Annotated in this window: 13 protein-coding genes; 12 read left to right on the top strand and 1 reads right to left on the bottom strand. The window is 55.1% G+C overall.

Annotation, left to right across the window (positions count from 1 at the left end; translation table 11 throughout):
* Positions 1–4: 4 nt before the first annotated feature.
* The 10 genes from IM267_RS03460 (at position 5) to IM267_RS03415 (ending at position 10,991) form a co-directional block, all read left to right on the top strand.
* A complete protein-coding gene (locus IM267_RS03460) occupies positions 5–1,297 on the top strand; it encodes an ABC transporter substrate-binding protein (protein ID WP_193032768.1) in 1,293 nt (430 codons plus the stop codon).
* Between the two features lie 21 nt (positions 1,298–1,318).
* A complete protein-coding gene (locus IM267_RS03455) occupies positions 1,319–2,200 on the top strand; it encodes a carbohydrate ABC transporter permease (protein WP_102750156.1) in 882 nt (293 codons plus the stop codon).
* Entirely contained in the window at positions 2,187–3,029 is an 843-nt protein-coding gene (locus tag IM267_RS03450; protein ID WP_063866579.1) for a carbohydrate ABC transporter permease, read from the top strand. Before IM267_RS03455 ends, IM267_RS03450 begins: the two co-directional genes overlap by 14 nt.
* A gap of 28 nt (positions 3,030–3,057) precedes the next feature.
* Positions 3,058–4,110, top strand: coding sequence for a zinc-binding alcohol dehydrogenase (locus IM267_RS03445; protein WP_193032766.1), 1,053 nt, complete (start codon positions 3,058–3,060; stop codon positions 4,108–4,110).
* Positions 4,111–4,127: 17 nt separating this feature from the next.
* A complete protein-coding gene (locus tag IM267_RS03440; RefSeq protein WP_193032764.1) occupies positions 4,128–4,916 on the top strand; it encodes a sugar phosphate isomerase/epimerase in 789 nt (262 codons plus the stop codon).
* A gap of 11 nt (positions 4,917–4,927) precedes the next feature.
* Positions 4,928–5,986, top strand: a complete 1,059-nt coding sequence (locus IM267_RS03435) for a Gfo/Idh/MocA family protein (protein WP_193032762.1) — start codon at positions 4,928–4,930, stop codon at positions 5,984–5,986.
* On the top strand, positions 5,980–8,259 hold the full coding sequence (locus tag IM267_RS03430) for a glycoside hydrolase family 65 protein (protein ID WP_193032761.1): 2,280 nt from the start codon (positions 5,980–5,982) through the stop codon (positions 8,257–8,259). Before IM267_RS03435 ends, IM267_RS03430 begins: the two co-directional genes overlap by 7 nt.
* Complete coding sequence (gene pgmB, locus IM267_RS03425; protein ID WP_193032803.1) at positions 8,249–8,914, top strand: beta-phosphoglucomutase; 666 nt, start codon at positions 8,249–8,251, stop codon at positions 8,912–8,914. Before IM267_RS03430 ends, pgmB begins: the two co-directional genes overlap by 11 nt.
* A 13-nt stretch (positions 8,915–8,927) precedes the next feature.
* Complete coding sequence (locus IM267_RS03420) at positions 8,928–10,010, top strand: ABC transporter ATP-binding protein (protein ID WP_107535455.1); 1,083 nt, start codon at positions 8,928–8,930, stop codon at positions 10,008–10,010.
* 66 nt (positions 10,011–10,076) lie between these two features.
* The gene (locus IM267_RS03415; RefSeq protein WP_063866586.1) at positions 10,077–10,991 is read left to right on the top strand and encodes an OmpG family monomeric porin; all 915 of its coding nucleotides are present in this window, start codon (positions 10,077–10,079) and stop codon (positions 10,989–10,991) included.
* Positions 10,992–11,024: 33 nt separating this feature from the next.
* On the opposite strand, the gene IM267_RS03410 is transcribed toward IM267_RS03415, so the two are convergent.
* Positions 11,025–12,035: a LacI family DNA-binding transcriptional regulator gene (locus tag IM267_RS03410; protein WP_193032760.1), complete on the bottom strand. Its 1,011-nt coding sequence runs from the start codon at positions 12,033–12,035 to the stop codon at positions 11,025–11,027.
* A 155-nt stretch (positions 12,036–12,190) separates the two neighbouring features.
* On the opposite strand from IM267_RS03410, the gene IM267_RS03405 reads away from it, so the two are divergent.
* Together IM267_RS03405 and IM267_RS03400 are read left to right on the top strand one after the other, a co-directional pair.
* Complete coding sequence (locus IM267_RS03405) at positions 12,191–13,588, top strand: YcjX family protein (protein WP_193032759.1); 1,398 nt, start codon at positions 12,191–12,193, stop codon at positions 13,586–13,588.
* Positions 13,585–14,637: a YcjF family protein gene (locus IM267_RS03400; RefSeq protein ID WP_193032758.1), complete on the top strand. Its 1,053-nt coding sequence runs from the start codon at positions 13,585–13,587 to the stop codon at positions 14,635–14,637. Before IM267_RS03405 ends, IM267_RS03400 begins: the two co-directional genes overlap by 4 nt.
* The last annotated feature ends 110 nt before the right edge of the window (positions 14,638–14,747 follow it).

The raw sequence follows: 14,747 nt of genomic DNA, 5'->3' as shown, positions 1-14,747 counted from the left end.
TAAAATGAAAATGCCCAAAATTGTGCTGTTATCAGCACTGGTTTCGTGCGCCCTGTTATCAGGCTGTAAGGACGATAAAGCATCTCAGGTCACCATTGAGTTTATGCACTCGTCGGTGGAACAGGAACGCCAGGCGGTGATAACGAAACTGATCGAGAAATTCGAGAAAGAAAACCCGTCGATTACGGTGAAGCAGGTACCCGTTGAAGAAGATGCTTACAATACCAAGGTTATTACGCTGGCTCGTACCGGTGCGCTGCCGGAGGTGATTGAGATCAGCCATGACTACGCCAAAGTCATGGATAAAGAGCAGCTGCTGGATCGTGACGCCATCGGCCGCGCCATCAAGGCGGTGGGCGAAGAGACATTTTACGACGGCATTTTACGTGTGGTTCGCACGGAAGATGGCAGCGCATGGACGGGGGTGCCGGTTAGCGCCTGGCTGTCCGGCATCTGGTATCACAAAGATGCGCTCGGAGCTGCGGGTATTGATGAGCCGCACAACTGGGAGCAACTGCTGAAAGCCAGTCAGGCGCTCAACGATCCGGCTAAAAAACATTACGGTATTGCGCTTCCAACCGCAGAAAGCGTTATGACCGAGCAGGCCTTCTCGCAGTTTGCCTTGTCGGGCGGCGCCAACGTCTTTGATGCAAACGGCAACGTGGAAATCGATACCCCTGAAATGTCGAAAGCGCTGGCGTTTTATAAGGCGCTGGCCGCGACCACGATGCCGGGTTCGAACGATGTCATGGAGATCAAAGACGCCTTCATGAACGGCTCTGCGCCTATGGCCGTGTATTCCACCTATATCCTGCCTGCGGTCTACAAAGATGGCTCGCCGGCCAACCTGGGCTTCGTGGTCCCAACAGAAAAATCCTCCGCCGTCTACGGCATGATCACCTCGTTGACCATCACCACCGGTCAGACCGAAGAAGAAACGCAGGCCGCCGAGAAATTTGTCACCTGGATGGAGCAGGCTCAGAACGCCTCTGACTGGGTCATGATGTCTCCGGGCGCCGCGCTACCGGTCAACAAACTCGTGGTGGGCACAGATTCCTGGAAAAACAACGACGTGATCAAGGCCTTTGGTCAACTGCCATATGAGCTGATTGCGCAGTTCCCGAACGTCCAGGTGTTTGGTGCCGTGGGCGACAAAAACTTTACCCGCATGGGAGACGTTACCGGGTCCGGCATTATCAGTTCCATGGTGCATAACGTGACGGTGGGACAAAAAGATCTCAATGCGACGTTAAGCAACAGCCAGAAAAAACTGACTGACCTGATATCACAACGATAGGAGCGCTTTGCGAAGGGAATTATGAAGACGTTGTTTTCTGGTCGTTCAGATATGCCTTTCGCCATGCTGCTGTTGGCCCCCAGCCTGATTTTGCTGGGGGGCCTGGTGGCCTGGCCAATGATTTCCAATATTGAAATCAGTTTTTTACGTTTACCGCTGAACCCGCGTATTGATGCGGCTTTCGTCGGCCTCGATAACTACATTCGCATTTTGGGCGATGCCGCGTTCTGGCACTCCCTGTGGATGACGTTCTGGTACACGGCGCTGGTAGTGATCGGCAGTACCGGGCTGGGGCTGGCCGTGGCGATCTTCTTTAACCGTGAATTCCGTATGCGGAAAACGGCGCGTTCGCTGGTGATTCTGTCCTACGTGACGCCGTCTATTTCCCTGGTGTTTGCCTGGAAATACATGTTCAACAACGGCTACGGGATTGTGAACTATCTGGGCGTTGACCTGCTGCATCTCTATGATCAGGCACCGCTATGGTTCGACAATCCGGGCAGCAGCTTTGTGCTGGTGGTGCTGTTCGCCATCTGGCGCTACTTCCCGTATGCCTTTATCTCGTTCCTCGCGATTTTGCAGACCATTGATAAATCACTGTACGAAGCGGCAGAGATGGATGGCGCCAACGCCTGGCAGCGTTTTCGCATCGTCACGCTGCCCGCCATCATGCCGGTGCTGGCTACGGTGGTTACGCTGCGAACCATCTGGATGTTCTACATGTTCGCGGATGTTTATCTGCTGACCACGAAGGTCGATATTCTGGGCGTGTATCTTTACAAAACGGCCTTCGCATTCAATGACCTGGGCAAAGCGGCTGCGATCTCCGTTGTGCTGTTTGTGATCATCTTCGCCGTCATTCTGCTGACCAGAAAAAGGGTAAACCTCAATGGCAACAAATAAACGCGTACTGGGCCGCATCGGTTTTTATCTGGGGCTGGCGGTATTTCTGATTATCACGTTGTTTCCGTTTTTTGTGATGTTAATGACGTCGTTTAAAAGCGCGAAAGAGGCGATATCGCTGCATCCGACCATTCTGCCGCAGGAGTGGACGCTTCAGCATTACGTCGACATTTTTAACCCGCTGATTTTCCCGTTTGTGGATTACTTCCGTAACAGCATGGTGGTGTCGCTGACCTCCTCGGTCATTGCGGTGTTTCTCGGCACGCTGGGCGCTTATGCGTTGTCCAAACTGCGCTTTAAGGGGCGCACGACGATCAATGCGAGCTTTTACACCGTCTATATGTTCTCCGGGATCCTGCTGGTGGTGCCGCTGTTCAAAATCATCACCGCGCTTGGCATTTATGACACCGAGCTGGCGCTGATCGTCACTATGGTGACCCAGACGTTACCGACAGCGGTCTTTATGCTGCGCAGCTATTTCGACACCATCCCGGACGAAATTGAAGAAGCCGCCATGATGGACGGCCTGAACCGCCTGCAAATTATCTTCCGCATCACCGTGCCGCTGGCGATCTCTGGCCTGGTGTCGGTCTTTGTTTACTGCTTCATGGTGGCGTGGAATGACTATCTGTTCGCCTCCATTTTCCTGTCCAGCTCCAGCAACTTTACGTTGCCGGTTGGGCTGAACACGCTCTTCAGTACGCCAGATTACATCTGGGGCCGAATGATGGCGGCATCGCTGGTGACGGCGCTCCCGGTCGTCATTATGTATGCCCTGTCTGAACGTTTTATTAAAAGTGGTTTGACCGCCGGCGGCGTGAAGGGCTGAGGCGGCCGATTTTAACAAGGAGTGAGTCATGAAAAAATTAGTTGCGACAGCGCCCCGTGTAGCGGCGCTGGTTGAATACGAAGATCGTCCTGTTGCAACGCATGAGGTGAAAATTCGCGCCCGTTATGGCGCGCCGAAGCACGGCACCGAAGTCGTGGATTTTCGCGCGGCAAGCCCGTTTATCGATGAAGAGTTCAACGCCGAGTGGCAGATGTTTACCCCACGTGAAGAAGGGGCAGCGCGCGGCATCGAATTTGGCAAATTTCAGCTGGGGAACATGATCGTCGGCGACATCATCGAGTGTGGTGCAGACGTGACGGAATACCAGATCGGCGACAGCGTCTGCTGCTACGGCCCATTGCAGGAGACGGTCATCGTCAACGCGGTGAACAACTATAAGCTGCGCAAAATGCCGCAGGGTGCGTCCTGGAAAAACGCCGTTTGCTACGATCCGGCGCAGTTCGCCATGAGCGGCGTGCGTGACGCAAACGTCCGCGTGGGGGATTTCGTTGTGGTTGTCGGGCTGGGCGCGATTGGCCAGATCGCCATTCAGCTGGCGAAAAAGGCCGGTGCGTCCGTGGTGATTGGTGTCGATCCTATCGAACACCGCTGTGACATCGCTCGCCGTCACGGTGCTGACCACTGCCTGAACCCAATCGGTACCGATGTCGGTCTTGAAATTAAGAAACTGACCGGCAAACAGGGTGCGGATGTGATCATCGAAACCAGCGGTTTTGCGGATGCGCTGCAATCTGCGCTGCGCGGGCTCGCCTACGGCGGCACGATCTCTTACGTGGCATTCGCCAAACCGTTTGCGGCGGGCTTCAACCTGGGCCGCGAAGCACACTTCAACAACGCGAAGATTGTCTTCTCCCGCGCGTGCAGTGAACCGAACCCGGACTATCCGCGCTGGAGCCGCAAGCGCATTGAAGAGACCTGCTGGGAACTGCTGATGAACGGTTATCTCAACTGTGAGGATCTCATCGACCCGGTCGTCACTTTCGCCACCAGCCCGGACAGCTATATGAAGTATGTCGATCAGCATCCGGAACTGAGCATCAAAATGGGCGTCACTTTTTAAGCTAAGGACAGCAAATCATGAAGATCGCAACACAAAACCAGGCCTTTTTCCCAACCAACATCATGGAAAAATTCAAATACATCAAAGCGATGGGATTTGATGGCTTTGAAATTGATGGCCGCCTGCTGGTGGAAAATCTCGATGAAGTAAAAGCCGCTATTAAAGCCACCGGCCTGCCGGTGACGACGGCATGTGGCGGATACGACGGCTGGATCGGGGATTTCATCGAAGAACGCCGTTTGAACGGTTTACAGCAGATCGAACGCATTCTGGAAGCGCTGGCGGAAGTGGGCGGAAAGGGGATTATCGTGCCGGCGGCCTGGGGGATGTTTACCTTTCGTCTGCCGCCTATGACCTCGCCACGCAGCCTGGACGGTGACCGCAAGGCGGTTAGCGCCTCGCTGCGCTGGCTGGATGAGGTCGCCGCGCGTACCGGGACCACCGTCTACCTGGAGCCGCTGAACCGTTATCAGGATCATATGATCAATACCCTGGCCGACGCGCGTCGTTATATCGAAGAGAACGGCCTGAAGCACGTGCAGATCATCGGTGATTTCTATCATATGAACATTGAAGAAGACTCACTGACGGATGCGCTGCATCAGAACCGCGATCTGCTGGGCCATGTGCACATCGCTGATAACCACCGCTATCAGCCGGGCAGCGGCAGCCTCGATTTCGCCAGCCTGTTCGATCGACTGCGTGCCGATAACTATCAGGGTTATGTGGTGTACGAATGCCGGGTTCGTGCCGACGATCCGGCCAAGGCCTATCAGGACTCACTCAATTACCTGCGTGATTGCTAAGGATGACGAGCGTGATGAGTGCTTCTACACCTTTGCCTCTGCGCGTCGCCATCATTGGCGCCGGGCAGGTTGCAGACAAAGTGCATGCCTCGTATTACGCCACGCGCAGTGATGTTCAAATGGTGGCTGTCATGGACAGCCGCCCTGAACAGGCACAGGCGTTCGCGGAACGTTATGCTATTCCATCGGCATGGCAGGACGCTCACGAGATGTTGCAGACAGTAAGACCGGATGTGGTGAGCGTCTGTTCGCCTAACCGGTTCCATTTTGAACACGTCATGGCGGCCCTCGAAGCGGGTTGTCATGTGATGTGTGAAAAGCCGCCGGCGATGACGCCGGAACAGGCCGACCAGATGCGCATTGCGGCGCGTAAGGCTGGAAAAGTCCTCGCGTATGATTTTCATCATCGCTTTGCCCTGGATACCCAGCTGCTGCGTGATGCGGTGATGAACGGCACGCTCGGCGAAGTTTACTTTACCTCGGCGCAGGCGTTGCGCCGCTGCGGTGTACCGGGTTGGGGCGTATTTACCAACAAATCGCTCCAGGGCGGTGGACCGCTTATTGATATTGGCATTCATATGCTGGATGCCGCCATGTACGTCCTGGGTTTCCCGGCGGTGAAGCGGGTGACCGCGCACAGCTTCCAGAAGCTCGGAAACCAGAAACACAGCGGCCAGTTTGGCGAGTGGGATCCCGCGCAGTTTACCGTAGAAGATGCCCTGTTTGGCACGATCGAGTTCTGCAACGGCGGCGTTCTGCGTCTGGATACCTCCTTTGCGCTTAACATCCGCGAGCAGTCCATCATGAACGTCTCTTTCTGCGGTGAAAAGGCGGGCGCAACGCTGTTCCCGGCGCATATCTATAACGACGAAGCCGGTGTTTTGGAAACCCTTGCCCAGCGTGAAGAGGCGGACGATCGGCGCCATCTGCGCAGCATGGATGCCTTCGTACGGCATGTCCTGGGTGAGCCCGTGATGATCGCTGACGCAGAGCAGGGACTGGTTATTCAACAGCTTGTCGCCGCGCTTTATGAATCCGCAGAAACAGGGGAAAGCGTGACATTATGCTGAACGTATCTGTATTAACCGATCCGGGATTTTGTCCTCACAGCCTGAATAAATATGCCTCAGTCATGACCTGCGGTAATGGCTACATGGGCATTCGCGCTGCGCATGAAGAAGATTACACCCTGCAAACCAGGGGCATGTATCTTGCCGGCCTTTATCATCGCGCGGGTCGCAACGAGACCACTGAACTGGTCAACCTGCCGGATATCACCGGTATTGATGTTGAGCTGGACGGCGTCAATTTCACCCTCCTTTCAGGGGAAATACTTGAGTGGCAGCGCGAGCTGGCCTTTGCAAACGGCGAACTGCATCGCAACGTTGTCTGGCGTTCACCCAACGGCAAACGCTATCGGCTGGAGAGTCGCCGATTTGTGTCGCTGGACCAGCTGCCTTTAGTGGCTATGCAGCTTGCAATCACCCCCCTTGATGCCCCCGCGCAGGCCGTGCTGAAATCCGGCATCGATGCGACGCAAACGAACAGCGGCAGGCAGCATCTGGATGAAATCTCGGTCAGGGTCTTTGACCAGCACTACATGCAGGGCGTGTATGAAACGCAGGACCGGGCTTCTGAGATTGTGGTTTCGGCGTTTTGCCAGCTCTCGACGAAGAGCGACAGCTGCTTCACCGCCAAAAATCGTCGGCTCAGCGTGCATCATTCGCTGACGATTGCTCAGGGTGACACTGTCACGCTTGAGAAGATCGTCTGGGTAACGCATCGCAGCGATAAAGCGCTGTCGCAGGAAACTTTCGCGCGCAACGCGCTGGCCGATCTCAAAGTCTGTGCGGCAAGAGGCTACGAGGCGCTGCGTGAGAGCTCAGCGTATGCCTGGAGAGACGTCTGGCGCGACGCCCGTGTGGAAGTGACTTCCCCGGAGCAACAGGATCAGCTGGCGCTGGATTACGCCGTCTGGCACCTGACGACAATGACGCCTGCCCATGATGAGCGAAGCAGTATCGCCGCAAAAGGGCTGACGGGTGAGGGGTACAAGGGGCACGTCTTCTGGGATACCGAAATTTTCCTGCTGCCGTTCCATCTGTTTACCCGCCCAAAGATTGCCCGCAGCCTGCTGCGCTATCGCTGGCTTAATCTCTCAGGCGCCCGTGAAAAAGCACGTCGTAACGGCTGGCCGGGCGCGCTGTTTCCGTGGGAAAGTGCCGCCAGCGGACAGGAAGAGACGCCTGAGTTCGCGGCAATTAACATTCGTACCGGGGTTCGCCAGAAGGTGACTTCCGCACTTGCTGAACACCACATCGTGGCAGATATCGCCTGGGCTGTCGTCGCTTACTGGCAAGCGACGCATGATGATGCCTTTATGCGTCACGAAGGCCTGACGTTGCTGATGGAAACCGCTTCGTTCTGGATGGGACGCGCGACGGACGTCAATGGTCGTCTGGAAATCCATGACGTGATCGGACCGGACGAATACACCGAGCATGTCAACAACAACGCCTACACCAACTACCTGGCCTGGCACAACGTGGCCTGTGCGCGCCAGTTTATGGCGATGTTTGGGCGTGACGATGCGCGTTTTACGGAAAATGCCGAGACGTTTCTGGCGCGTTTGTGGTTACCGGAGGCCGATGCAGAGGGTGTGATCCCGCAGGATGATACCTTTATGACAAAACCGGCCATCGATCTGAGCCGCTACAAGGCCAAAGCGGGTAAACAGACCATTCTGCTCGATTACTCCCGCGCGGAAGTGAACGAGATGCAGATCCTGAAGCAGGCCGATGTCGTGATGCTTAACTACCTGCTGCCGGAACGGTTTACGCCGCAGCAATGTGCCGCCAATTTGACGTTCTACGAGCCGCGCACGATTCATGATTCGTCGCTGAGTAAAGCCATTCACGGCATTGTGCTCGCGCGCTGCGGTGACACCGAGGGGGCCTATGCGTTCTGGCGTGACGGTATCGCCATCGATCTGGGGGACGACCCGCACAGCAGCGATGACGGTATACATGCTGCGGCCACCGGCGCGATCTGGTTGGGTGCCATTCAGGGGTTTGCCGGGATGCACATTAGCGACGGGGAACTGCATCTTGCGCCGAAGCTGCCCGCTCACTGGCGGAAACTCGCCTTCCCGCTGCGGTGGCGCGACGCAACAATGCACATCACCTTTGAAGATGATCTGTTAACCATTGAAACTACCGCCCCCGTCACGTTGACGCTGTGGGGTCAAACGCTGAACGTATCGGGGCGGAAGGTATGTGCGCATCAGGACTTTCTTGCACCTGTTAATGGGACCGCTACCACGGAGGGGCGCCATAATGCTTAACGCTGTTGTATTCGATCTGGACGGGGTGATCACCGATACCGCGCACCTTCACTTTCTGGCCTGGCGTGCCGTGGCCCGGGAGATCGGGATCACCTTCGACGAAGTGTTTAACGAACAGCTGAAGGGAATAAGCCGCATGGATTCCCTCCAGCGCATCCTGAAGCACGGTGGGAAAGCGGGGATGTTCAGTGAAGAGCAGTGTCTGGCGCTTGCAGCCAGGAAAAACGCCCTTTATGTCCAGTCGCTGGCGTCTCTGACGCAGGATTCGCTGCTTCCGGGTATTCGCGAGGTGCTGGCGGATATTCGTGCTGCGGAGGTCAAAACTGGGCTGGCATCCGTATCGCTTAACGCCCCGGGGATTTTGCATGCGCTGGGTATTCATCAGGCCTTCGATTTTTGCGCCGATGCTTCCCGGATCCGCCGCTCAAAGCCGGACCCGGAGATCTTCCTCGCGGCATGTAAAGGACTGAACGTGCGTCCTGAAGAGGCCATCGGTATCGAAGATGCCGCCGCGGGGGTGGATGCGATCAACGCCGCAGGAATGCTGTCGGTCGGGATTGGACCTGGCCTGGACCATGCGGGATTACAACTTCATTCAACGCAGGAACTGACCTGGGAACGCCTGATGGCGTTCTGGGCATCTCGGGCGTACTGATAAGGAATTTATAATGGCTCAACTGTCTCTGAAACACATTCAGAAAATCTATGATAACCAGGTCCACGTGGTTAAGGATTTTAATCTCGAAATTGAAGACAAAGAATTTATTGTCTTCGTCGGTCCATCGGGCTGTGGTAAATCCACGACGCTGCGAATGATTGCCGGCCTTGAGGAAATCAGCGCAGGTGAACTGATTATTGACGGGGTTTGCATGAATGATGTTCCCGCCAAATCCCGTGATATCGCGATGGTTTTCCAGAACTATGCGCTCTATCCGCATATGACGGTCTACGACAACATGGCGTTTGGCCTGAAGATGCAAAAAATTGCCCCCTCCATCATCGAAGAACGCGTTAGCTGGGCGGCCCAGATCCTGGGCTTACGCGACTATCTCCAGCGTAAACCTGGCGCGTTGTCCGGCGGTCAGCGCCAGCGCGTGGCGTTAGGCAGGGCGATAGTGCGCGAAGCCGGGGTTTTCCTGATGGATGAACCGCTGTCAAACCTTGATGCCAAGCTTCGTGTGCAAATGCGCGCTGAAATCAGCAAGCTGCACCAGAAGCTCAATACCACCATGATTTACGTGACGCACGATCAGACGGAAGCCATGACCATGGCGACCCGCATCGTGATTTTAAAAGACGGCATCATCCAGCAGGTGGGCGCGCCGAAGCAGGTCTACAACGAGCCCGCGAATATGTTCGTGGCAGGGTTCATTGGTTCACCTGCGATGAACTTTATTCGTGGCGCGATCGACGATCGCTATTTCGTGACGGAAACGCTGCGCCTGGAGATCCCGGAAGACAAGCTCGCCGAACTGAATGCACAGGGTTACCAGCGTAAAGCGGTCGTCTTTGGGATCCGTCCTGAAGACATTCTTACTCTACAGCGTAGCGGTGAAAACGTTACGGCGAAAATCAGCGTCGCGGAACTCACCGGGGCAGAATTTATGCTGTATGCCACCGTGGGTGGGCATGAACTGGTTGTCCGTGCGGGTGCGGCGGATGATTACGTTGCAGGGGATATTATCGGCATCCAGTTCGATATGAGTAAGTGCCATTTCTTCGATGCTGAAACTGAAGCAGCAATTAGATAAGAAAGGTGTTCGCCGGAAATGAAAATTTCCGGTTTTTTTGTGAGTTAATTATAAAGGAATATTTTAATGAGTACTCTACTAAGAAGTGCTGCGCTCGTTCTGTGCGCAGGGGTTAGCTGCGCGCAAGCAACAGAAACAGCAAAACACTGGGAGTTTAATATTGGTGCCATGTATGAAATTGAAAACGTCGAAGGGCAGGGTGACGATAAAGATGGATTATATGAACCTTCCGTGTGGTTTAACGCCACGTATGATGCGTGGACCATTTCACTGGCCATGTATCAGGAAGGCCCGGTTGATTACAGCAGCATGACGCGCGGCACCTATTTCGATCGCCCTGAATTCGAATTACGGTATCGCTTCATTGGCACCGATGATTTTACGCTAGGTCTTACGGGCGGTTTCCGTAATTATGGATATCATTTTAAAGATGAACACGGTGCGAAAGACGGCAGTGCTAATATGCAGCGCTACAAAATTCAGCCAGACTGGGATCTGAAATTAACCGATGACTGGCGTTTTAGCGGTTGGTTTGCCATGTACCAGTTTGCGAATGACCTGGGAAAAACCGGTTATTCTGACAGCCGTGTTGAAACGGAAACCGGTTTTACCTGGACAATAAACGAAACCGTCTCTGCAAAAGTTAACTACTATTTAGAGCGTGGTTTCAATATGGACAGTTCACGTAATAACGGTGAATTCTCCACCCAGGAAATTCGTGCCTACCTGCCTGTTTCATTAGGCCAGACAACGCTTACGCCTTACACCCGTCTGGGGCTCGATCGCTGGTCAAACTGGGACTGGCAGGACGATCCAACCCGTGAAGGGCATGACTTCAACCGACTGGGGCTGCTCTACGCTTACGACTTTGCGAATGGCCTTTCCATGACGCTGGAGTATGCCTACGAATGGGAAAATCATGACGAAGGTGACAGCGACCGCTTCCACTATGCGGGTGTCGGCGTGAATTACGCGTTCTGATGACGTGATACCAGGGGCGTTTGCCCCTGGTTTTTAGCGTAACGAAGCCGCATCTGTAAAGTGGGTTTCAACTAACACCTTATGCGGCGCAGGTTTACTTGCAATGCACTTGAATAAAAGAGTGCAGCTCTCTTCGCCCAGCTTTCTCGTTGGGATATCAAAGCCGCCGGGTGCAGGGGTCAAGATGAGAGACAGCATCGGGTCGCTGTATCCTGCCATGGCAACCTGCTCCGGGATCGTCAGATTTAGCGCATCCGCGGCACGATAAAGACTTAGCAATTTCATGCTGTCAGTTGCAAAAACCGCATCGGGCGGGTTGTCTGAGGAGAGGAGCTGGCTGGCCGCCTGAAGCGCGCTTTCATGGGTATATCCGCCATCGATAACCCAGGCCGGGTTAATTTTGATGCCGTGTTTCTCAAGGCTGGACTTATAGCCCGCCAGGCGATCGATAGAAACGTGATAATCGAGCGGGGCATGCAGGCAGGCAATTTTGGTGCGGCCATGCTTGATAAAAGAGTCTGTTAATATGGCGCTGTCGCGGAAATTATCCGTATCGACAGAATAGATATTCTGGTAATTCCCTTCTACTTTACCAATAACAACCACGGGCACACCGTATTCATCCAGCGTCGAGAAAAAAGACTCGTTCGCCGGCGAGCTTAGCATGATGATCCCTTTGATCATCTTTTGCTTTATTTTACCCACGCATTTTTGCAGATCGTCTTCACTGCTTTTGGACGTTTGTAAAATAACATCAAAACCTTCCTCTTCTGCTTTTGCCGTTATGGCATGCAGTACATCAGAGAAAAAGGGATTTCCAGCAGTGGTTTTGGTTGAGCGGGTCGAAATAACCATAATGGCGTCGAAGCCAGAAGAGGTGAGTGCGCGGGCAAGTTTATTAGGCTGGTAATTTAATTCATCTATCGCCTTCAACACCTTTTCACGCGCTTCAGGAGAAATATTCGTTTGCTTATTCAGAACGCGTGACACGGTTGATTTCGAAACGCCAGCAACGCGGGCAATATCATAGATGGTGGGTGACATACACCTTACTCACTCCAGACGGACAGCAATTGCGCCCATCTTACTGGAGAGAAAACGGCAATAGCAATAATTAAGAATTGATAATCAACGATCTGCCCCAATTTACTGTATTCTGAAGTGACTCTTTTCAGGGTTCCAGGCAATGAAGGACGGCGATGAAGCGACTTAAAAACGAATTCAATTCTCTGGTGAACCGTGGCGTCGATCGCCACCTGCGTCTAGCCGTGACGGGGCTGAGCCGCAGCGGTAAGACGGCATTCATTACGGCAATGGTCAATCAGCTGATGAACCTGCATGCAGGGGCGCGGCTGCCGCTGCTTAGCGCGGTGCGCGAGGAGCGGCTGTTGGGCGTGAAACGCGTACCGCAACGTGATTTTGGCATCCCCCGTTTCACCTATGATGAAGGTCTGGCGCAGTTATACGGGGAGCCTCCCGCCTGGCCCACCCCGACGCGTGGCGTGAGCGAAATTCGCCTTGCGCTTCGTTTTCGCTCGAATGAATCCCTGATGCGTCACTTCAAAGAAACGTCCACGCTGTATCTCGAAATTGTGGATTATCCGGGTGAATGGCTGCTTGATTTACCGATGCTGGCGCAGGATTACCTGAGCTGGTCCCGGCAGATGACCGGCCTTTTGCAGGGGCAGCGGGCAGAGTGGTCGACCAAATGGCGCCAGCTTTGCGAAGGGCTGGATCCGCTGGCGCCGGCGGATGAAAATCGTCTGGCCGTCATAGCCGAAGCCTGGACGGATTACCTGCACCAGTGCAAACAGGAGGGGCTTCATTTTATCCAGCCGGGCCGTTTTGTTCTGCCGGGTGATTTAGCCGGCGCTCCCGCGCTCCAGTTTTTCCCGTGGCCGGACGTTGACAGCATCGGCGAATCGAAGCTGGCGCAGGCGGACAAGACCACCAACGCCGGTATGCTCCGCGAGCGATACAACTACTACTGTGAAAAGGTGGTTAAGGGCTTTTATAAAAATCACTTTTTGCGCTTTGACCGCCAGATCGTGCTGGTGGACTGCCTGCAACCGCTCAACAGCGGGCCGCAGGCGTTCAATGATATGCGGCTGGCGCTGACGCAGCTGATGCAGAGTTTCCATTACGGACAGCGCACCCTGTTTCGCCGTTTGTTCTCTCCGGTCATCGATAAGCTGTTGTTTGCCGCCACAAAAGCCGACCACGTGACGGTCGATCAGCACGCCAATATGGTCTCCCTGCTGCAACAGCTGGTGCAGGATGCCTGGCAGAATGCGGCTTTCGAAGGGATCGGCATGGATTGTCTGGGGCTGGCGTCCGTACAGGCTACGCAAAGCGGTTTGATTGACGTTAACGGCGAGAAAATTCCGGCCCTTCGGGGCAACCGCCTCAGCGACGGAGAGCCGCTCACGGTCTATCCGGGGGAAGTTCCCGCGCGTCTGCCGGGCCAGGCCTTCTGGCAAAGCCAGGGTTTTCAGTTCGAAGCCTTCCGTCCGCAGAGGATGAGCGTTGACCAGCCACTGCCGCACATCCGTCTGGATGCGGCGCTGGAGTTTTTGATTGGAGATAAATTGCGATGACGGAACCGTTGAAACCACGCATTGATTTTACCGGTCAGCTTGATCAGACCCCGCAGGAAGCGTTTAAAACGGCGCAAACCTTCAGCGGCCCGCAGGCCGACAACTTTGCTCCCGTGCTGACAGAGGAGCCGCTGGTTGAAGAGGGGCAGGCGGAAGCGGTCATTGACGCGGCACTGCGCCCGAAACGCAGCCTGTGGCGCAAGATGGTCACCGCCGGGCTGGCCCTTTTTGGCGCGAGCGTAATCGGGCAGGGCGTGCAGTGGGGCATCAATGCCTGGCAAACCCAGGATTGGGTGGCGTTGGGTGGCTGTGCCGCCGGAGTGTTGATCGTTGGTGCGGGCGTAGGCTCAGTCGTCACCGAGTGGCGTCGCCTCTGGCGTTTGCGTCAGCGCGCGCACGAACGCGATGAAGCGCGAGATCTGCTGCACAGCCACGGTACGGGAAAGGGGCGCGCATTTTGTGAAAAGCTGGCGGCTCAGGCCGGGATAGATCACTCTCATCCGGCGCTACAGCGCTGGTATGCGGCGATCCACGAAACCCAGAATGATCAGGAGGTGGTCACGCTGTATGCCCATATTGTCCAGCCGGTACTGGATTCGCAGGCTCGCCGTGAGATCAGCCGTTCGGCGGCGGAATCCACGCTGATGATCGCCGTTAGCCCGCTGGCGATGGTGGACATGGCCTTTATCGCCTGGCGCAACCTGCGCCTGATTAACCGCATCGCCAGGCTGTACGGCATTGAGCTTGGCTATTACAGCCGTCTGCGCCTGTTCAAACTGGTGTTGCTGAATATCGCTTTTGCCGGGGCCAGCGAGCTGGTGCGCGAGGTCGGAATGGACTGGATGTCGCAGGATCTCGCGGCGCGTCTCTCCGCGCGGGCGGCGCAGGGGATCGGTGCCGGTCTGCTGACGGCACGCTTAGGTATTAAAGCGATGGAGGTCTGTCGTCCGCTTCCCTGGATCGACGGTGACAAGCCGCGATTGGGCGATTTCCGCCGCGAGCTGGTAGGTCAGCTTAAAGAGACGCTCAGTAAAAAACCTGTGCAGTGAGGATTTGTTTACTAATCGTGCGGGCTGTCAATATTTGTTGACAGCCACCTTCCCGAACACCGTGATCTGACATATCATTTTACTGTTAATGGCTTAAACGGTGAATTTCC

Source organism: Enterobacter cloacae complex sp. P15RS (assembly GCF_014895905.1).
Taxonomy (GTDB): Bacteria; Pseudomonadota; Gammaproteobacteria; order Enterobacterales; family Enterobacteriaceae; genus Enterobacter; species Enterobacter quasihormaechei.
Note: the sequence above shows the minus strand (reverse complement) of the source record. Positions and strands in the feature narration are given on the sequence as shown.

Bases quoted from the DNA above. Each gene is read 5' to 3' on its own strand.
- IM267_RS03450 (WP_063866579.1), top strand. From the start codon at position 2,187: ATGGCAACAAATAAACGCGTACTGGGCCGCATCGGTTTTTATCTGGGG.
- IM267_RS03415 (WP_063866586.1), top strand. From the start codon at position 10,077: ATGAGTACTCTACTAAGAAGTGCTGCGCTCGTTCTGTGCGCAGGGGTT.
- IM267_RS03410 (WP_193032760.1), bottom strand. From the start codon at position 12,035: ATGTCACCCACCATCTATGATATTGCCCGCGTTGCTGGCGTTTCGAAA.
- IM267_RS03440 (WP_193032764.1), top strand. From the start codon at position 4,128: ATGAAGATCGCAACACAAAACCAGGCCTTTTTCCCAACCAACATCATG.
- IM267_RS03400 (WP_193032758.1), top strand. From the start codon at position 13,585: ATGACGGAACCGTTGAAACCACGCATTGATTTTACCGGTCAGCTTGAT.
- IM267_RS03445 (WP_193032766.1), top strand. From the start codon at position 3,058: ATGAAAAAATTAGTTGCGACAGCGCCCCGTGTAGCGGCGCTGGTTGAA.
- IM267_RS03455 (WP_102750156.1), top strand. From the start codon at position 1,319: ATGAAGACGTTGTTTTCTGGTCGTTCAGATATGCCTTTCGCCATGCTG.
- IM267_RS03420 (WP_107535455.1), top strand. From the start codon at position 8,928: ATGGCTCAACTGTCTCTGAAACACATTCAGAAAATCTATGATAACCAG.
- IM267_RS03430 (WP_193032761.1), top strand. From the start codon at position 5,980: ATGCTGAACGTATCTGTATTAACCGATCCGGGATTTTGTCCTCACAGC.
- IM267_RS03460 (WP_193032768.1), top strand. From the start codon at position 5: ATGAAAATGCCCAAAATTGTGCTGTTATCAGCACTGGTTTCGTGCGCC.
- IM267_RS03405 (WP_193032759.1), top strand. From the start codon at position 12,191: ATGAAGCGACTTAAAAACGAATTCAATTCTCTGGTGAACCGTGGCGTC.